Here is an 18,302-nt window from a genome sequence, read left to right as displayed (position 1 = left end):
CGATGCAGGCCCGCGTGTCCGACGCCCGTGCGCCCGGCTTCTGGCCGCTGGCGATCGTGTTCGGCCTGTTCGTGATGTTCCTGTACGGGCCGATGCTCACCATCTTCGTGCTCAGCTTCCAGGGGCCGGAAGGCGGCCTGACCTTTCCGCTGCGCGGGCTGTCGCTGCACTGGTTCCACGCGTTGGCCGCGGGGCTGGGGACGGTGGACATCGCCGCGGCCTTCCGGCGTTCGCTGCTGCTGGGGACCGTGGTCATGGGCTTCACCGTGCTGCTGTCGCTGCTGGCCGGCCTCGCCTTTCGCAAGCGCTTGCGTGGCGGCGATGCGCTGTTCTACGTGGCCATCGCCAGCCTGATCATGCCTTCGATCATCGTGTCGCTGGGCATCGGCCTGCAGTTCAGGCTGGTGGACACTGGCGTCAAGGCGGCGCTGTCCGCGCTGGGCGCCGAAGGCACTCTGGAGGGCTACGGCAGCGCGCTGGGCCTGCTGACCTCGGCGCTGGGCGCGCACCTCACGTGGACCCTGCCCTTCGGCCTGCTGATCATGTTCGCGGTGTTCAACCGCTTCGATCCGTCCTACGAGGAGGCGGCGCGCGACCTGGGCGCCACGCCCTGGCAGACCTTCCTCCACGTGGTGCTGCCGCTGATCGGGCCTTCCGTGGTCGGCATCGGCATGTTCGGCTTCACCTTGAGCTGGGACGAGATCGCGCGCACCTCGCAGGCCATCGGCGACGTCAACACGCTGCCGCTGGAGTTGCAGGGGCTGACGTCGACGGTGACGACGCCGGCCATCTATGCACTGGGGACGCTGACGACGGTGGTGTCGTTCCTCGTGATGGGCGTGACTGCAGGCTTGCTCGCCTGGCTGCGGAAGCGGCAGAAGCGAGGGCGGGCGTGAGCCGATCGCTGCTCGTGATCAATCCGAACACGACGGAGGCGGTCACGGTGTTGTTGCGGGAGCATCTGATGCGGGCGGCGGGTCCTGACATCAAGGTGCATGCGGTGACAGCCCGCTTCGGTGCGCCCTACATCGCCGACGAGGCCAGTTACGCGGTGGGGGGCCATGCGACGCTCGATGCGTGGACGACAGGGACTGCAGTCGCCCCGGATGCGGTGTTGATCGGGTGCTTCGGCGACCCGGGCCTGTTCGCACTGCGTGAATGCACGTCCGTTCCGGTGACCGGGCTGGCGGAAGCTTCGTTCGTCGAAGCGTCCCGCCACGGCCGCTTCGCCATCGTCACCGGCGGCGCGAAGTGGGAAGCCATGCTGCGGCGGCTGGCGCTCGCCACGGGATTCGCGCAAGCCCTGGCCGGTATCGTGACGGTGGCGCCTACCGGGGCGCAGTTGGCGGCGGATCCGCAAGGCGCGCGCGACCTGTTGACCCAGGCTTGCCAGGAGGCGGCGGTGCGCTTCGAGGCGCAGGCCGTGATCGTCGGCGGCGCAGCCCTGGCGGGCTACGCGGCGCTGATGCAGGCGGACGTGGGAGTGCCCTTGATCGACAGCGTGGCGGCCGGAGCGCGCTGGGCGCTGCGCGCTACTCACCCGCTTCGCGCGAGCGGAAGCGATCGAACAGCGCCGCCACCACGATGAACCCGCCGACGAAAGTCCCCTGCCAGAAGGTACTGACGCCCAGCAAGGTCAGGCTGTTCCGGATCACCTCGATCAACGCCGCCCCCACCACCGCACCGAAGGCCGTTCCCGCCCCACCCGCCAGGTTCGCGCCGCCGATCACGGCTGCCGCGATCACGGTGAGTTCCATGCCCTGCCCCAGCCCGGTGGTGATCGTCCCCAGCCAGCCCACCTCCAGGATGCCCGCGATGCCGGCGCAGAAGCTGCAGAACATGTAGACGCTGACCTTGGTGCGCTTCACCGGCACGCCGGTGAGGACAGCCGCGCGCTCGTTGCCGCCGATGGCGAACAGGTGCCGGCCCCAGCGCGTCCAGCGGAAGGCGAAGCTGGCCGCCAGCAGCAGCACCAACAGCACGAGCACCGGGTTGGGGATGCGCACCGCCGCCGCGAAGGGAATCGGCAGGTCGATGAATCCGCCGCCCAGGACCAGCAGCTTCGGCTGGTCCGGGCCGAACTCGTACACCATGCGGTTGTCCGAAAGCACCATCGCCAGGCTGCGCGCGATGGACAGCATGCCCAGCGTGACGACGAAGGCCGGCACGCCGACATACGCGATCAGCACGCCATTGATCGCGCCCACCAGCAGCGCCGCGCCCAGTGCCAGCGGAACCGCCAGCCACACCGACATGCCGTCGTGCATGGTCATGCCGATCACCATGCCCGAGAGCACCAGCACCGCGCCCACCGACAGGTCGATGCCGCCGCTGACGATGACCGCCGTCATGCCGATGGCGATGATGGCCACGAAGGCGAAGTTGCGCGTGACGTTGAACAGGTTCTGCTGGGTGGCGAAGACGACGCTGGTGAGCGTCAGCACCACGAAGGCGACGATGGCCGCCACCGTGACCCAGAAAGTCTGCTGGCCGACGACCCAGGCCAGCCAATGCCGGTGCGCCGAATGCGCGATGGCCTCGTCCAGGCTGGCAGCTACGTCGTCATCGCGAACCATCACGCCCTCTCGATCGCGCCGGTGATGAGGCCGGTGACTTCCTCCGGCGTGCTTTCGGCCACCGGCTTGTCGGCCACCTTCGAACCCCGCCGCAGCACCACGATGCGGTCCGCCACCGCGAACACGTCAGGCATCCGGTGGCTGATCAGGACCACCGCGATGCCGTGCTCGCGCAGCCGCCGGATCAGGGCCAGCACCTCCGCCACCTGGCGCACGCTGATGGCCGCCGTCGGTTCGTCCATCAGCACGATGCGCGGATCGGCCAGCCGCGTGCGCGCGATCGCCACCGCCTGGCGCTGGCCGCCGGACATGCGCCGCACGAGGTCGCGCGGACGCGTCTCGGACTTGAGCTCGGCGAACAGCTCGCCGGCGCGCTTGCGCATCGCCGCGTAGTCGAGGATCCGCAGGGGCCCGATGCCCTTGCGCAGCTCGCGTCCCAGGTAGACGTTCTCGGCCGCCGTCAGGTTGTCGCACAGCGCGAGGTCCTGGTAGACGATCTCGATGCCGGCCGCCCGCGCATCGGCCGGTTTGCGGAAGCTGACCGGGCGGCCTTCCAGCGCGATGCAGCCCACGCTTTGCGGGTAGTTGCCGGCAATGACCTTGACCAGCGTGGACTTGCCGGCGCCGTTGTCGCCCATCAGGCCGACGACCTCGCCGGCCTGCAGCGCAAGCGACACGCCGCTCAGCGCCTGGATGGCGCCGAAGTGCTTGGAAACCCCGTTCAGCTCGAGGACCGCCACGCCCGGCTTACTTGGCCGGGCACTTGCCCAGGTTGGCCGGCGTGCATTCGTCCAGGCCGGTGTACATCGGGTCCGTCACCTTCTTCTTGTTGATCAGGTCGATCAGCACGGTCGGCGCGCGGTAGCCCATCTCGAAGGGCCGCTGGCCGATCTGCGCATGGCTGCGGCCGCCCTTCAGCGCGTCCAGTTGCGGCGGCAGCGTGTCGCCGGCCACGATGATCAGGTCCTTGGTCTTGAGCTTGGGCATCACCTGGTCGGTGACCTGTGCATAGGCCTGCGGGCCGAACTGCGCCCAGCCGCCAACCAGGATGAAGGCATCGAGCTTCGGGTTCTTCGTGAACACGTCGGCCATCTGCTGGTTGGCCAGGTCGATCTGGTCGTTGGTGAACAGCGGGCAGCCCGCCACCTCGCTCCAGCCACCTTCGCCGGCCAGCTTGGCCACGCCCTTCTTGCCGGCGATGGTGTCGCGGAAGCCCGCGGCGCGCGCGTTGATGTTGTCGGCCGCCACGTTGCCCAGCTGCAGGCAGACGCTGCCGCCCTTGGGCTTGAGCTCCTTGAGGTGCCTCGCCATCAGCACGCCCATGTCGTAGTTGTTGGTGCCCAGGTAAGTGGTGCGCAGCGACCGGTCCGCCGCCGCCAGGTCGGCATCGATGGTCATGATGGGCATCGTCGGCTTCTTGTCCTTCAGCATCTTGGCCATGGCCGGCGCGTTGGATGGCGAGATGGCGATGCCCGCGACGCCCTTGTTGATGAGGTCCTCGACGATCTGGACCTCGCCGGCCTCGTCGGCGCTGGAGGCCGGGCCGGTGTACAGGCAGGTGTACTCGGAGTTCGGGTTCTCCTTGTTCCACTTGGCGCAGCCGTCGCCGAGCACCGTGAAGAAGGGGTTGTCCAGGCCCTTGACGACGACCGCGAGGGTCTTCTTCTGGGCCGCCGCGGGTGCCGCGGCAAGAAGAGCGGCGAGCGCGAAGCCCGCGATCCTGAGAAGCGACTGCCTGTTCATGCATGCCTCCTCGATGGAAACCCGGCGCAGGGAAAGCGCGGGGGGAAATCACTCTACGCGCCGCGGCGCGGGGTGTCGAGGAAGGGGAGACGCGAATATCGAAGCGGGTATCGGTCGATCACGGAACGAAGATGCCGCGCCCATGCGATGGGGACGATTCTTGCCAAAATTTGGCAAAATGGCTAGGCTCTGATCATGGGAACGATGAACGTCTCGCTGCCGGAAGGCATGAAGGAATTCGTTGACCAACAGGTGGCCGAACGCGGCTACGGAACCAGCAGCGAATACATCCGCGACCTGATCCGGAGGGAACAGGACCGACTGCAATTGCGCAACCTCATCCTCGAAGGTGCCACGGCCCCGCGGACGGGCGAAGCCGACGCCGTCTATTTCGACGGCCTTCGTGACCGGGTCCGCGGCAAGTCAGCGCCGCCTTCCAGCAAGAAGACGACTACGCCGCGCAAGCGCTGACGACATGAAGCCGCTGGTCCGGCGCGCGCTCGCAGATTGCGATGTGGAGTCCGCTGTCGACTACTACCTTGGTAAAGGCGATGCCGATGTTGCGTTGGCGTTCGTGGACGCGATTCAGGACGCCTATGGACATCTGTCACGGCATCCAGGCACTGGTTCACCGCGGTACGCCCAGTTGCTGGGCATCGACGGGCTTCGATCGTGGCCCATGCGATCGTTCCCCTACATCGTGTTCTACTTTGAACGCCCCGACCTGGTAGAGGTGTGGCGGGTTCTGCATGCAAACCGGGACCTGCCCGTCCACCTCCAGGAATCGCTCTAGGACCCGCGGTTCGGCGCGAGTCGCCGCAGCCTTCGCGCCTCCTCCCACATCCGCTCCGGCCCGACATGGGCGTACCACGCCAGGAAGCGGCGGCGGTCGCTTTCCCAGGGCTCGGCCAGCGGCTGGCGCGGGTCTTCGCTGAGGGCATAGGCCATGCCTTCGACCAGCCAGCGCGGCTTCAGCAGCATGGCCAGCGCGTTGAGGTGGCGGGCTTGCACGTAGTGGATCAGCTCGTGGCGCACGATCCAGTAGGTCCAGGCCCGCGGTCCGATCACCGCGCCCCAGGTGCCCATCATCACGGCGGCGCGGTCGCCCAGGCCGAAGGCCTCGGCACAGCGCTGCGTCCAGCAGAACACGATGCGCGGCGGCCGGTCCATGGGCGCGAGCCGGGCCGAGACGAAGGCCACGGCCTCGTCGTACAGCGCCTGCGCGTCGCCGGACCGGGCCAGGTCGTCGACGCATACGTTCGAGCGGACGCAGGTGACGCCCACCAGCGTCGGCGCCAGTACCCTCACCGGCTTGACGAGGAACCAGGCCGCCACCGGCAGCAGCAGCGCCAGCCCCAGCAATCGCCAGCGCAAGGAAAACAACGTTGCCTCAGGACTTCGTTTCGAGCAGCTTCACCAGCGCCCACAAGGTGCGGTTCACCGGCGTCGGGATGCCCAGCGCCTCGCCGCGGCGATCGACGTAGCCGTTCAGGTAGTCGATCTCGCTGGGCTTGCCGCGCGCCAGGTCCTGCGCCGTGGACGAGTACTGGGCGGGCATCTGTTCCGGCAGCTTGCGCACGACCTCGGCCACCTCGCCCGGCACCACCACGCCTTCGGCACGGGCCACGGCCAGGCATTCGGCGATGACGTCGTCCATGACGTCGCGGATGCCGGGGCTGTTCACCGTCTTGCCGTAGGGCAGCTGTGAGATGGCGGAAATCGCGTTGTACGCGCTGTTGAGGATCAGCTTGAGCCACAGCGCGCCCCGCACGTTATCCGAAAGCTCGGTCGGCACGCCGGCCGCGCGCAAGGCCTCGGCCAGCCGCTCGGCCGCGGGCGACGGGTCGATGACCAATTCGCCGCGGCCATGATGCTTGAGGTGGCCGGGCCCGGCCATCTCCGTGCCGACGTAGACGACGGCCGCCGCCACTTGGTGCTCCGGCAGCACGCTGCGCAGGCGGTCGGCGTTGTCCACGCCGTTCTGCAGGCACAGAACCAGCGCGTCCGGCCGCAGGTGCGGCCGGATCTGCTCGCCCGCGCTTTCGGTCGCCATGGACTTGACCGAGAACAACACCACGTCGGCGCCAGCCACCCCGGCCGGGTCGCTGGTGGCCGCGAGCCGCACCTGTTCGTCGAAACTGCGGGTTTCCATACGCAGGCCTTGTGCCTGGATCACGTCCACGTGCTGCGGCCGGGCGATCAGAGTGACTTCATGGCCGGCACGGGCCAGCATGCCGCCAAAGTAGCAGCCGACGGCGCCGGCGCCCATGACGGCGACTTTCAGGGAGGGAGTGGAAGGCATGGCGGCATTCTAGGAAGAACGCCGCCGCCCCGATCACTCCAGCGCGGCGCGGAGGCCCCGGAAGCCCGTGTTCGGCAGGGCCAGCACCGCCTTCCGCGCGCGCTCGCAGGCCGCGGCGCTCCGGCCGGCGGCGCTCCACAGTTCTTCCGTCCAGGCGGTGATCGTGTCCCACTCGATCGCGAGCTCCTTGCCGCCATCGCGCAGTTCGCCCGCCACCTGCTCGCCGCCCTCGACCGCCAGCGTGACGCGGCAGCTGAGCGTGCCCAGGTCCTGCGCGGCTTCCACGTCCGTCGCCGCCACCAGCCGCGAAGCCTCGCGCGACAGTGGTCGCAGGAAGGCGTCGAAGTCGAAGCGGCCGGCCTCCAGCACCGAAGCGGCGCAGAAGCGCGCGCTCATGAGGCGGTCGGAGAAAGACCGGAACTCGGGCCCGGCGTTGAGCGTCCCGGGATAGTTCATCTCGAAAGCGTTCATTTCGACCCGCACCTTCTCGATGCGGCGGCCGGCCAGCTGGCGCGCCAGCTTCTCGGTCAGGCGCACCACGGGCTGGCAGATGCCGCTGACCGGGTAGCGCTTGAGGACCGACTCCACGATCGCGGCATCGGGCTCGAAATCGGGGGCGATCTCCTCGAAGGAAGGCGTGCGCCCCAGCAGCGCCGGATAGAAGCCGGACGGGCCATCGAGCGCATGCGCGCCGCCCGCCACCCCGGCTTCGGTCAGCTCCGCGCACAGCAGCGCCTGGCTGGCGGCGTTGGCGGCGTGCAGTTGGTACTCGTCGGAGCCATCGCGCCAGCACTGCGTGGTGCCGAAGGACGACTGCGAGGCCAGCGCGACGGTGTTGCCGATGGCGCGGGCGTCCTGCCCGCGCAGGCGCGCCACGGCCGCCGCCGCGCCCATGCCGGCATACAGGCAGGTGGAGCGCAGGCCGCGCGGCGTGTTCAGCGGCGAGAAGCGGCGCGACAGGCCCACGGCGCAGGCGTAGCCCACGGCCATGGCATCGAGGAAGGTTTCGCCCGTCACCTCGCGGCGTTCCGCCTCCGCCAGCAGCGCCGGCAGCACGAGGGTGGCGATGTGCAGGTTGCCGGCCGGATGGAAGTCGTCCTGCGTGCGCGCATGCATCAGCGCGCCATTGAAGAAAGCCGCTTCGCGCGCGCTGCCGGTCTCGCCGCCATCGAGCAGCAGATGGCCGCTGCCCGCGGCGGGACGCGGCAGTCGCAGCGCGCTGCGCCCGGCAACGGCGACCGACAGGTTCGCGAGCAGGCACAGCAGCAGCTTGCGCCGTGCCGGTTCCGACAGCTTGCGCCAGGCGACCTCACGCAGCTGGCGTCCCAGGGCTTCGATCATGCACGGGCCTCCTTTCCATGCAGGCATTCGATGGCGAGCGCCGGCTTGAGCGCGCTCTTCTGGATCTTGCCGGCGGCGTTCTTGGGCAGTTCGGGCAGCGTGTAGATGCGCTGCGGCTTCTTGAACCCGAGCTGCTCGCGCGAGAAGGCCAGCAGCTCGCGCCCCTGGCCCGCGTGGGTGTCGCGCAGCACCACGTAGGCGACCACAGCCTGGCCCCATTCGGTGTCGCTCTCGCCCACCACCGCGGCTTCCTGCACGCCGGCGTGCTGGTACAGCACGTCCTCGACCTCGCGCGGCGCGATGTTGTAGCCGCCGCTGATGATCATCTCGTCCTTGCGACCCAGCAGGTACACGTAGCCGTGCTCGTCGATGCGCCCCATGTCCTTGGTCTTCAGCCAGCCGTCGCGCAGTGCTTCGCGGGTCTGCTCGGGCTTCTTCCAGTAGCCGCTCATCATGTGCGGGCCGCGCAGCACGACCTCGCCGATGCCGCCGGGTGCGACGTCCTGGAAGTCGTCGTCGACCACGCGCATCTCCACCGTGGCCCAGGGCCGGCCGGCCGAAAGCAGGCGCTGCGGGTACGGCTGGTCCAGCCGGTGCTCGCCGGCGTGCAGCACTGACAGCGTCACCGGGCATTCGCTCTGGCCGTAGATCTGCACCAGCCGCTCCGGCCCGAAGACGTCGATCGCCTGCTTCAGCGGCTCCGCCGGCATGGGGCTGGCGCCATAGATCATGGCTCGCAGCTTCGGCAGCTTCACCTGCGCCACGCCCGGCACGCGCAGGATGCGCTGGAGCATGGTGGGAATCAGCTTGATCACCTCGATCTCGTGCACGGCTGCCAGGCGCAGCACTTCGGCCGGGTCGAAGCTGCGCATGATGACGCTGCAGCCGCCCTTCATCCACTGCGGCAGCACGAAGAAGCCGGCGCCGTGGGACAGGGGCTGCATCAACAGCACCTTTTCGCCGATGGCGAGCGGCCCCACTTCCATCAGCAGGTTCCAGGCGACGTGCAGCATGGCGCGGTGCGTGAGCATCACGCCCTTGGGCCGGCCGGTGGTGCCCGAGGTGTAGAAGAGGCAGTAGAGGTCCTCGGCGTCGATCGCGCGCCCAGGCGCCTGCGGCGCACCGCTGGCCAGGAAGGCTTCGAAGTCCTCGCCGGCGGCGGACACAGGTGTCCCTTCGCTGGCCCGCACCCGCAGTTCCAGCTGCGGCGCGTCCTGCATCACCTGCGCGATCTGCGCATCGAAGGAAGCGCCCCAGACGAGGCAGCGGGCATCGCTGTCCTGCACGATGTACTGCGCCTCACGCGGCGTCAGGCGCGGGTTGAGCGAGACGCGCACCAGGCCGGCCTTGGCCAGCGCGAAGTCCAGCTCGACGCAGCGGATGGAGTTCTCCAGCCAGGTGGCGACGCGGTCGCCATGCTTCAGGCCGCGCGCGAGCAGCGCATGGGCCAGGCGGTTGCTGCGTTCCTCGAGCTCGGCAAAGCTGCGGACTTCGTCCTCGCAGCGCGCGGCGACGGCGTCGCCATACAGCAGCGCGCAGCGGTGCAATTGGTCGGCGACGTTCATGCGGCCTGCTCCAGCGGGGCGTAGGCGAAGCCGATGCGGCCGTCGGCGCGCTCCAGCAGCCTGAAGCGCAGCGGCATGCCTGCACGCAGCTCGGTGCCCGGCTTGGCCGCAATCGGCGCGAAGGTATGCGGCCCCTGCTCCGTGGCGATGGCGCCGATGAAATACGGCGCATCGAAGCCGTCGACCGAGTGGAACACCTCGGCCGATTCGCCCAGAGTCGCCCGCTGGCCGATGCAGACGGTTTCCAGCGCGCGCCCGCCGCAGCGCGGGCAGGCGGCGATCTGCAACAACACGGTCTGGCCGCAGGCCGGACAGCGCGAACCCTTGAGGCCCGGCGCGCCCGGCGCCTCGCCTTCCAGGAAGAAGAGGGAGGGATTGGTCTTCTGCATCAGCGGGAACCTTCGAGGATGTGGACGGCGCTGACGGCGGGGTCCTCGCCGATCCAGCCGCCGGAGTTGTGGGCCAGCGCGAGCCTGGCGCCCGGCACCTGGCGCGGGCCCGCATCGCCGCGCAGCTGCAGCGTCAGTTCGATCAGCTGCGCCACGCCGGTGGCGCCCACCGGGTGGCCGCGCGAGTTGAGGCCGCCGCTGGTGTTCACCGGCAGGCGGCCGCCCAGCGCGGTTGCCTTCTCGGCCACCAGCTTCGCCACCTCGCCTTCGCTGCACAGGCGCAGCTCGCGGTAGTGCATCAGTTCGGCCGGCGAGACCGCGTCGTGCACCTCGGCCAGGTGCAGGTCCGAAGGCGCGACGCCAGCCTGCGCATAGGCCTTGTCGGCGGCCATCGTCGGCCCGGGCAGCGCGCCCGCATCCAGCCGCCAGGGCGAGGACGCCAGCGCGCTCGCGCGCACGCGCACCTTGCCGCGCCCCGGCTTGCTCGAAAGCACCAGCGCGGCGGCGCCGTCCGAGATGGCGCTGCACATGAACAGGCGGATCGGGTCGGCGATCATGCGCGAGGCCCGCACCTGCTCCATCGTCACCGGCTTGCGATACTGCGCGATCGGGTTGCTCACGGCGTGCTCGTGGTTCTTCACCGTGACCCATTCGAAGGCCTCGGCGCCCACCTCCTCCTCGGCCATCATCTCGCGCACGCGGATCGCGTCCACCGCCGAAAACTGCAGGCCGATGTTGCCCATGACTTCGGTGTCGGCCGAATTCGCCAGCGCGGCCAGCGCGCGGCCGGTGTCGTTGACGAACATCTTCTCGGCGCCCACCACCAGCACGGTGTCGTAGTTGCCGCTGGCAATGCCCATGCAGGCCAGGTGCACCGCGGTGCTGCCGCTGGCGCAGGCGTTCTCCACGTTCATCACCGGGACACCGCCCAGGCCGATGCCGCGCAGCCACGTCTCGCCGCGGATGGACTCCTGGTTGTTCAGGAGGCCCGCATAGGCGTTGGCGCAGATGGCCGCATCGAGCTCGCGCACGCTGATGCCGGCGTCGTCCAGGGCGCCGAGCGCGGCGGTCGCCGCCAGCGTCTTGAGCGACTTGTCGGGAAAGCGGCCGAAGGGATGGAACCCGACGCCGGTGACATAAACGTCCTGCCCTTTCACTTGGCCTCCTGGTAGCTGCGCTCGGCGGGCACGCTGGCGCGGATGTAAGCGACGATCTGCGTGAGCGAGGTGCCCGGCGTGAACACGCCCTGCACGCCCAGGCTTTTCAGCTCCTCGCGCGCCGGCTCGGGCACGATGCCGCCCACCACCAGCACCACGTCGTTCACCTGCTGCGCATGCAGCGCTTCCAGCACGCGGCGCGTCAGCGGCACCACGGCGCCGGAGAGGATGGACAGGCCCAGCACGTCGGCGTCCTCCTCCAGCACGATGCGTGCGATGTCCTCGGGCGTGCGGCGCAGGCCGGCGTAGATCACCTCCATGCCGGCGTCGCGCAGCGCCTGCGCGATCACCTTCACGCCGCGGTCGTGGCCGTCCAGGCCCACCTTGGTCAGGACCACCCGCAGGGGCCGCTGCTTGTTGTCTGGCACGAGCTGCATCAGAACCTCACTGCTTCGGGAACATAGGTGCCGAAGGCGTCCCGCCAGACGTCGGCGATCTCGCCGATGGTGGCGTAGGCCTTGACGGCGGCGAGCACGGCGGGCATCACGTTGACACCGGCCTTGCAGTCTTCGCGCAGCCGCGCCAGGGTGCGCTGCACCTCGGCGGCATCGCGCCGCTCGCGCACCGCGCGCAGCTTCGCCACCTGCCGCTCCGCGGCGCCCGGGTCGAGCTTGAAAGTCGGCACCGGCTGCGCCTCGTCGGACTGGAAGCGGTTGACGCCCACCACCACCTGCTCGCCGCTCTCGATGGCGCAGGCCTCGCGGTAGGCGCCCTGCGCCAGTGCGCGCTGGTAGAAGCCGTCGTGCACCGCGGCCAGCGCGCCCCCCATGGCGTCGACCTGGCGGATGATGGCCTCGATCTCCCGCTCGTAGGTGAGCGTCAGGTGCTCCACGAAATAGGAGCCGCCCAGCGGATCCACCGTGTCGGGGATGCCGCTTTCGTAGCCGATGATCTGGTTGGTGCGGATCGAGGTGCGCGCCGCTTCCTGCGTGGGGATGCCCAGCGCTTCGTCGAAGGACGCGGTGCGGGTCTGCTCGCAGCCGCCCAGGATCTGCGCCAGTGCCTGCAGGGTGATGCGGGCGATGTTGTTCAGCGGTTGCTGCGCCGTCAGCGGCCGGCCCGAGGTGGCGGCATGCAGGCGGAAATGCTGCGAGCGCTCGGTGGTGCCGCCGAAGCGCTCGCGCACGAGCTTCGTCCACACCTTGCGGGTGGCGCGATATTTCGCCACCTCGTCGAAGAAGTCCATCTCCGTGCAGAAGTGCAGCTCAAGCACGTGGCCGAAGTCGTCGATCTTCATGCCACGCTCCAGGCAGGTCTCGACGTAGGCGATGGCATTGCAGATGGTGAACGCCGCTTCCTGCACGCAGGTGGCGCCGGCCTGCTTCATGTGCGAGCCGGACACCGAAATCGGCAGCCACTCGGGGGCGGCGGTGCGGCAGAACTCGATCATGTCGCAGGACAGCTTGACGGCCGCCTCGATCGGCAGGAACTGCGTGCCGCGCGCCACGTATTCCTTGATCGGGTCGTTCTGCAGCTGCACGATGCAGTCGCCGGTGGGCGTGCCGCGCTTCTCGTACAGCGCGATCAGCCAGGCGCAGACGATCGGTCCGATGGCGTTGGCGGTGGAGAAGATGTGGCCCACCTTCTCCAGCGGGATGCCGTCGAACACCCGCTCCACGTCGTCGAGCGAGGTGAGCGCCACGCCGATCTGGCCCACCTCGTCGCGCGCCATCGGGTGATCCGAGTCGTAGCCGACCTGCGTCGGCAGGTCCAGCGCGATCGAGATGCCGCCGGTGCTGCCCTGGGACATCAGGTAGCGATAGCGCTGGTTGGCTTCCTCGGCGGAGCCGAAGCCCGCATACATCTCCATCTTCCACAGCTGGCTGCGGTAGCCGCCGGGCGTGAAGCCGCGGGTGTAGGGCGCCTGGCCAGGGTAGCCGACGTCGCGCTGGTAGTCCCAGCCCTCGTGCTGCAAGTGCTCGGGCGTGTACAGCGTTTCGACCGGGATGCCGGCGGGCGTCTCGAAGGATTTCTTGCGCGAATCGCGCAGTTCCTCCTGGTGGCGCTGCAGCCAGGCTTCGTAGTTCTCGGCGGGGGGCGGCGGCACGCGGGCCGGCCGGGTGGATGAACCCATGTCCTCTCCTTCTCTATTCCAGCGCGATGCCGGCGGACTTGATCAGTTCTTCCATGCGCACGTAGTCGCGGCGATGGATGGCGCCGAACTCCTCGGCGCCGACCTGCTTGGGCACGAAACCGGTCTCGAAGATCTTCTGCTGCACGTCGGGGCGGCTCATGATCTTCACGATCTCGGTGCTGTAACGCTGCACGATCTCCTTGGGAACGCCGGCCGGCACGAAGAACCCGGCCCAGGTCTCGTGCTCCATCGGCAGGCCGGCCTCGGCCATGGTCGGCACGTTCAGGTCCAGCTTGTTGCGGTTCTTGCTGGTGATCGCCAGCGGCCGCAGCTTGCCGGCCTTGATCAGGCCCATGCTGGTGCCGAGCGGGTCGCACACCAGCTGCACGCGGTCGGCGGCCAGGTCGGTCAGGGACTGCGGCGAGCCCTTGTACGCCACCTTCATGATGTCCACGCCGGCGACGCCGTTGAACATCTCGCCGCACAGCAGCGCGGCGCTGGTGCCGTAGCCGTAACTGAGCTTGCCCGGCGCCGCCTTGGCCGCCGCCACCAGGTCCTTGACCGTGTGGTAGTTCGAGGACGCCGGCACCATCAGCGCGAAGTCGATCGTGCCCAGGATGGCCAGCGGCGCGAACTCCTTGAAGGGGTCCATGCTGGCTGCGGACTTGTACAGGAACTTGTTCGCCGCCAGCGTGGTCGACGAACCGATCACGAAGGTGTAGCCGTCGGGCGCGGCCCTGGCCGCCTCGTTGATGCCGACCACGCCGTTGGCGCCGACGCGGTTGTCGATGATGATGGGCTGGCCCAGCGCTTCGCCGAGGTACTGCGCCACCACGCGGGCCGCGACGTCGGTGCCGCCACCGGGCGCCAGCGGCACGATCATGCGGATCGGCCGGCTCGGCCAGGCATCGGCGCCCTGCGCGAAGCCCGCGGCCAGGGCCAGCACCGCGCCGGCGGCGCCGCGCAGGAAGTGTTTGCGGTCCATGCTCGTCTCCTTACTTGTTGACGGCGAAGTTGGAGTCCTTCACCGTCTTCGCCCAGCGCGCGGTGTCGGCGGCGATGCGCTGCTGGAACTGTTCCGGCGTGTCGGGCAGCGCGTCGTAGGAAAGCTCTGCCAGCTTCTGCTTCGATTCCGGCAGCGCGAAGATGCGGTTCGTTTCGCGATAGAGCTGGTCGACGATGGGCTTGGGCGTGCCCACCGGCGCGAACACGCCGATCCAGGTCTGCACTTCGTAGCCTGGGAGGCCGGCCTCGGCCAGCGTGGGCAGCTCCGGGAACACGCTGGAGCGGCGCGAACCGGTGACGGCCAGCGCGCGGAACTTGCCGGCCTTGAAGTGCTGCACGCCGAGGAAGGGATCGAAGATCACCTGCACCTCCTTGCCCAGCATGGCCGTGACCTGCGGCGCCGTGCCCTTGTACGGCACCGCCACCATGTCGGTGCCGCTGATGTGCTTGAACATCTCGCCGGCCAGGTGGGTGAAGGTCGAGCCCGCGGCGTAATTGAGCTTGCCCGGATTGGCCTTGGCGTAGGCCACCAGGTCCTGGACGTTCCTGATCGGCAGGTCCGGCTGCACGCCCAGCACGCAGCCCACGCTGGCGATGTTGGCCACGGGGATCAGGTCCTTGGCCGGGTCGAAGGGCATGCTCTTGTACAGCGCCGGGTTCATCACGATCGGGCTGGAGGGGATCACGCCCAGCGTGTAGCCGTCCGGCGCGGCCTTCACGATCAGGTCGGTGCCGATGATGCCGTCGGCGCCCTGCTTGTTGTCGACGATGAAGCCCTGGCCGGTGCTCTTCGTCATCTGGTCGGCCAGCACGCGGGCCAGCAGGTCGGTGCCCGAGCCGGCCGAGAACGGCACGATCATCTTGACCGGGCGCGTGGGCCAGTTCGGCGCCTGCGCGCGGGCCAGGGCGGGCAGCAGCGCGGCGAGCGCGGTGCCGGAGGAGAGCGCGAGCGCGCGACGGCGCGTGATCTGCGGGTTCATGGGCTTGTCTCCTTCATCGGGTAGCTTGGTTTTCGAGGACGGCGTCGGCCAGCAGGCGGGCGGCGGCGAGCGGGTCGCCCTGCCCGCCGGCGAGTTCGGCTTCCAGCCGGTCGGCCAGGGCCAGGGAGGCGATGCGTGCCTGCAGCCGCTGCTGCACCACCTCCATGAAGTAGGACTGCATCCGGCGCAGGTCGTGCAGCCGGTTCAGTTCGGCCAGGCGGCCCTGGCGCTCGAGCACCGCGCGGTGTTCGCGCAGCGTGTCGCACAGTTCCTGCACGCCCTGCCCGGTGAGCGCCACGGTCGCCAGCACGGGCGGGTGCCAGTGCACGGCGCCATCGGGCAGCGCGTTGGCGCCCGGGCGCATATGCGCTTCGCGCTCGGATAGCTGCAGCGCCTGGCGCAGCGAAGCGGCGGTGTCCAGCGCGCCGGGACGGTCGGCCTTGTTGACGGCCAGCACGTCGGCCACTTCCATCACGCCGGCCTTCTGCGCCTGCACGTCGTCGCCCAGGCCCGGCGCGTTGACCAGCAGCACCGTGTGCGCCACCTGCAGGATGCCCAGCTCGGATTGGCCGGCGCCCACTGTTTCGATCAGCACGATCTCGTGGCCGGCGGCGGCCGCGACCCGCACCAGGTCGGCAACGCAAGTCGCCAAACCGCCCTGCCCGCCTCGCGTGGCCACGCTGCGGAAGAAGACGCGCGGGTGCTGCTCGCCGTTGGCGTCGCGGATGCGGTCGCCCAGCAGCGCGCCGCCGGTGAGCGGGCTCGACGGGTCCACCGCCAGCACGGCGATGCGGGTGCCGTCCTCGGCGAGCCGGCGCGCGAGATGCGGCACCAGCGAGCTCTTGCCGGCGCCACCGACGCCCGTGATGCCGACCACCCAGGGATGCGGCGCCTGCGCGTAGACCTGCTCCAGCAGCGCGGAGGCCTGCGGCGCACCGTTCTCCACCCAGGAAATGGCGCGGGAGAAGGCACGCGGCCGGCCTGTGCGCAGGTCGCCGAACACCTGGCTCGCCTCCGCCTTCACCATGCAGCCTCCAGCAGCTCCAGCACTTCGGCTTCGCAGGCCAGCCGCGGATTGAAGTAGAGGCCGCGGTCGGACATGGCACCGTGCGCCAGGCGCGGCAACAGAGCGCGGTCCAGGCCGGCGTCGCGCAGGCGCAGCGGCACGCCGATGCGCCGTTGCAGCGCCTCGACTTCGGTGATCGCGGCATCGGCCGCCTGCACCGGCGTGAGGCCGGGCGTGTCCGCGCCCAGCGCCTGCGCCGCCAGTGCGAGCGGACCGCTCGCCGCGAGACGGTTGAAGCGCATCGCATGCGGCAGCAGGATGGAGTTCGCCACGCCGTGCGCCAGGCCACCCAGCGAGCCGAGGCCGTGGCAGACGCCGTGGTGGATGCCGACGCGGGCATTGCTGATCACGAGACCGCTCACGTAGGCGCCAACCAGCGCCTGTTCACGCGCCTCGGTGTCCGCCGCGTTCGCCACCACCCGGGGCAGCGCCGCGTGCAGCAGCCGGATGCCCTGCAGCGCGAGGCCTTCCGAAATCGGGTTGCGCACCCGCGAGTACATGCCTTCGACGCAGTGGGCCAGCGCGTTCATGCCGGTGCTGGCCAGCAGGCTGGCGGGCACGTCGGCGCAGGCCGCCGCATCGAGCACGATCAGGCGCGGCACCACGTTCGCGTCCCAGAACACCAGCTTGTGGCCCTGGGCGTCGCGGATGCCGAGGCCGGGCGTCACTTCGGCGGCCGACAGCGTCGTCGGCACCGCGATGATCGGCAGCTTGGGCGCCGGCAGCACCTTCTGCAGGTAGCGGTCCGGCGGGTAGAAGACGTTGGCGTGCTCCTGCAGCGTGCCGCCTTCGGCCAGCAGGATGGCCGCGGCCTTGGCGCTGTCGGACGCGCTGCCGCCGCCGACGGCAACGAAGCCGTCGATGCGCTGCTCGTGCGCCTGCGCGGCCAGCGCCGTGACGGCGTCCACGCCGGAATGTTGCGGGATCTCGGTCCACTCGGCGGCCAGCAAGCCACCGAGCGCGGCACGCACTGCCTGCGCCGCATCGCCGCGCGCCGAGCGCGAGCCGCTCACCAGCATCAGGCGCCGCGTGCCGAGCGCGGCCGCTTCTTCGGCCAGCGCGGCGATGGCGCCGGGGCGGCAAAGCAACTTGCTGCGAGCCGAGAGGTACTGGAAACCGTCCATGGTGCTTGCTCCGGGTTGTCAGGCGGCCGAACGCACGTGCGGGCGCAAGTGGCGGTCCACGGCGTTGCGCAGCAGGTCCACGTATTCCTGCTGGCGTGCGCGCATCTCGCGCGCCCAGCCGCCGATGCCCACGGCCAGCGGCAAGCCGCCCAGCTCCATGGGCAGCAACATGCCGACGAGGCCGGCGCCGGGCGTCACGCCGCGCAGCACCACGGCATGGCCGCGCGCGCGGATCCCGGACAACTCTCGCTGCAGCGCGGCCAGGCTCACGCGGCCTTCCTCCGCCGCCAGCGGGCCATCGTTGTGGCGCAGCACAAGTTGCCGCACCTTGTCCTCGCTCATCGTCGACAGCAGGACGCGGCCGAGGCCCGAGGCCACCAGCGGCCGCATGGTGCCGGGCCCGACGTGCATCCGCATCGTGGTGGTGGCCGGCACGACGTGCAGGTATTGCGCCTGGTCGCGCGTGGGCGCGGCGAGGATGATGGTTTCGCCGGTGGCTTCGCCCAGTTCCGCCATCATCCGCATCACTTCGGCCTGCGGCGTCAGCAGCGGCTCGACCCAGGAGCCGAGCAAGGTGACGCGCGGCGTAGGAAAGTAGGAGCGCTGGTCGGCGCCGTGGCGCAGGTAGCCGCGCTCGAACAGGTTGGCCAGCAGCATCGAGGTGCTGGAGATCGGGTAGCCCAGCTCGCGGGCGATCTCGCCGACCGACGCTTCCCGCTGGAGCCGGTCGAACAGTTCCAGCACTTCGAGCACTCGCACGGCAGACTTCACGGTACGCGGCATCTTGCTTCCTCGGCTCCCGCGGCAACGGGCTGAACCCATTCTCCGCCGCGCTTCCACGCATGCGGAATGGCAGTTCACATATGCGATGGGATCCGGGACTTTTCGGGGGTTAACCCGCGACTGCGAGGCGCGGCCGG

At 69.6% G+C, this 18,302-nt stretch carries 20 protein-coding genes; 4 read left to right on the top strand and 16 right to left on the bottom strand.

The window, feature by feature from the left end; genetic code table 11:
* Window positions 1–2 precede the first annotated feature (2 nt).
* Window positions 3–896, top strand: a complete 894-nt coding sequence (locus HHL11_RS18470) for an ABC transporter permease (RefSeq protein ID WP_169419809.1) — start codon at window positions 3–5, stop codon at window positions 894–896.
* A complete protein-coding gene (locus HHL11_RS18465) occupies window positions 893–1,588 on the top strand; it encodes an aspartate/glutamate racemase family protein (protein WP_205964305.1) in 696 nt (231 codons plus the stop codon). The genes HHL11_RS18470 and HHL11_RS18465 overlap by 4 nt, the downstream gene beginning before the upstream one ends.
* Here HHL11_RS18465 and HHL11_RS18460 read toward each other — a convergent pair.
* Genes HHL11_RS18460 through HHL11_RS18450 form a run of 3 tightly spaced genes read right to left on the bottom strand, consistent with a single transcriptional unit; the run spans window position 1,533 to window position 4,319 of the window.
* The gene (locus HHL11_RS18460; RefSeq protein ID WP_169420099.1) at window positions 1,533–2,576 is read right to left on the bottom strand and encodes an ABC transporter permease; all 1,044 of its coding nucleotides are present in this window, start codon (window positions 2,574–2,576) and stop codon (window positions 1,533–1,535) included. The genes HHL11_RS18465 and HHL11_RS18460 overlap by 56 nt on opposite strands.
* Window positions 2,576–3,316, bottom strand: a complete 741-nt coding sequence (locus HHL11_RS18455) for an ATP-binding cassette domain-containing protein (protein ID WP_169419808.1) — start codon at window positions 3,314–3,316, stop codon at window positions 2,576–2,578. Before HHL11_RS18455 ends, HHL11_RS18460 begins: the two co-directional genes overlap by 1 nt.
* Before the next feature lie 7 nt (window positions 3,317–3,323).
* Entirely contained in the window at window positions 3,324–4,319 is a 996-nt protein-coding gene (locus HHL11_RS18450; protein ID WP_169419807.1) for a substrate-binding domain-containing protein, read from the bottom strand.
* Window positions 4,320–4,523: 204 nt separating this feature from the next.
* Between HHL11_RS18450 and HHL11_RS18445 the strand changes: the two genes are divergently transcribed.
* Together HHL11_RS18445 and HHL11_RS18440 are read left to right on the top strand one after the other, a co-directional pair.
* Complete coding sequence (locus tag HHL11_RS18445) at window positions 4,524–4,790, top strand: type II toxin-antitoxin system ParD family antitoxin (RefSeq protein WP_342593237.1); 267 nt, start codon at window positions 4,524–4,526, stop codon at window positions 4,788–4,790.
* Between the two features lie 4 nt (window positions 4,791–4,794).
* Window positions 4,795–5,112: a type II toxin-antitoxin system RelE/ParE family toxin gene (locus HHL11_RS18440; RefSeq protein ID WP_169419805.1), complete on the top strand. Its 318-nt coding sequence runs from the start codon at window positions 4,795–4,797 to the stop codon at window positions 5,110–5,112.
* Here the strand turns inward: HHL11_RS18440 and HHL11_RS18435 are convergent.
* Genes HHL11_RS18435 through HHL11_RS18375 form a run of 13 tightly spaced genes read right to left on the bottom strand, consistent with a single transcriptional unit; the run spans window position 5,109 to window position 18,153 of the window.
* The gene (locus HHL11_RS18435; RefSeq protein WP_240980107.1) at window positions 5,109–5,693 is read right to left on the bottom strand and encodes a hypothetical protein; all 585 of its coding nucleotides are present in this window, start codon (window positions 5,691–5,693) and stop codon (window positions 5,109–5,111) included. The two genes, HHL11_RS18440 and HHL11_RS18435, sit on opposite strands and share 4 nt — an antisense overlap.
* Window positions 5,694–5,709: 16 nt before the next feature.
* Complete coding sequence (locus HHL11_RS18430; protein WP_169420098.1) at window positions 5,710–6,603, bottom strand: ketopantoate reductase family protein; 894 nt, start codon at window positions 6,601–6,603, stop codon at window positions 5,710–5,712.
* A 51-nt stretch (window positions 6,604–6,654) separates the two neighbouring features.
* On the bottom strand, window positions 6,655–7,962 hold the full coding sequence (locus tag HHL11_RS18425; protein WP_169419803.1) for an MmgE/PrpD family protein: 1,308 nt from the start codon (window positions 7,960–7,962) through the stop codon (window positions 6,655–6,657).
* Window positions 7,959–9,527, bottom strand: coding sequence for an AMP-binding protein (locus HHL11_RS18420; RefSeq protein ID WP_169419802.1), 1,569 nt, complete (start codon window positions 9,525–9,527; stop codon window positions 7,959–7,961). Before HHL11_RS18420 ends, HHL11_RS18425 begins: the two co-directional genes overlap by 4 nt.
* On the bottom strand, window positions 9,524–9,916 hold the full coding sequence (locus tag HHL11_RS18415; RefSeq protein ID WP_169419801.1) for a Zn-ribbon domain-containing OB-fold protein: 393 nt from the start codon (window positions 9,914–9,916) through the stop codon (window positions 9,524–9,526). The genes HHL11_RS18420 and HHL11_RS18415 overlap by 4 nt, the downstream gene beginning before the upstream one ends.
* On the bottom strand, window positions 9,916–11,073 hold the full coding sequence (locus HHL11_RS34845; protein WP_169419800.1) for a thiolase C-terminal domain-containing protein: 1,158 nt from the start codon (window positions 11,071–11,073) through the stop codon (window positions 9,916–9,918). Before HHL11_RS34845 ends, HHL11_RS18415 begins: the two co-directional genes overlap by 1 nt.
* Window positions 11,070–11,510 (bottom strand): cobalamin B12-binding domain-containing protein, encoded by a 441-nt coding sequence (locus tag HHL11_RS18405; RefSeq protein ID WP_169419799.1) that lies wholly within the window; start codon window positions 11,508–11,510, stop codon window positions 11,070–11,072. Before HHL11_RS18405 ends, HHL11_RS34845 begins: the two co-directional genes overlap by 4 nt.
* Window positions 11,510–13,207 carry an acyl-CoA mutase large subunit family protein gene (locus HHL11_RS18400; RefSeq protein ID WP_169419798.1) on the bottom strand — a complete coding sequence of 566 codons (1,698 nt, stop codon included), beginning with the start codon at window positions 13,205–13,207 and terminating at the stop codon, window positions 11,510–11,512. Before HHL11_RS18400 ends, HHL11_RS18405 begins: the two co-directional genes overlap by 1 nt.
* Window positions 13,208–13,220: 13 nt before the next feature.
* A complete protein-coding gene (locus HHL11_RS18395; RefSeq protein WP_169419797.1) occupies window positions 13,221–14,192 on the bottom strand; it encodes a Bug family tripartite tricarboxylate transporter substrate binding protein in 972 nt (323 codons plus the stop codon).
* 10 nt (window positions 14,193–14,202) lie between these two features.
* Window positions 14,203–15,192: a Bug family tripartite tricarboxylate transporter substrate binding protein gene (locus HHL11_RS18390; protein WP_169419796.1), complete on the bottom strand. Its 990-nt coding sequence runs from the start codon at window positions 15,190–15,192 to the stop codon at window positions 14,203–14,205.
* Window positions 15,193–15,205: 13 nt separating this feature from the next.
* Entirely contained in the window at window positions 15,206–16,219 is a 1,014-nt protein-coding gene (gene meaB, locus HHL11_RS18385; RefSeq protein WP_169419795.1) for a methylmalonyl Co-A mutase-associated GTPase MeaB, read from the bottom strand.
* Window positions 16,213–17,382, bottom strand: coding sequence for an iron-containing alcohol dehydrogenase family protein (locus HHL11_RS18380; protein WP_169419794.1), 1,170 nt, complete (start codon window positions 17,380–17,382; stop codon window positions 16,213–16,215). The genes meaB and HHL11_RS18380 overlap by 7 nt, the downstream gene beginning before the upstream one ends.
* 18 nt (window positions 17,383–17,400) lie before the next feature.
* On the bottom strand, window positions 17,401–18,153 hold the full coding sequence (locus HHL11_RS18375) for an IclR family transcriptional regulator domain-containing protein (protein ID WP_169419793.1): 753 nt from the start codon (window positions 18,151–18,153) through the stop codon (window positions 17,401–17,403).
* Between the last annotated feature and the right edge of the window lie 149 nt (window positions 18,154–18,302).

This window comes from Ramlibacter agri, assembly GCF_012927085.1.
GTDB classification, from domain to species: domain Bacteria; phylum Pseudomonadota; class Gammaproteobacteria; order Burkholderiales; family Burkholderiaceae_C; genus Ramlibacter; species Ramlibacter agri.
The sequence above is the reverse complement of the archived record's forward strand: the minus strand, read 5'-3'. Positions and strand labels throughout refer to the sequence as shown.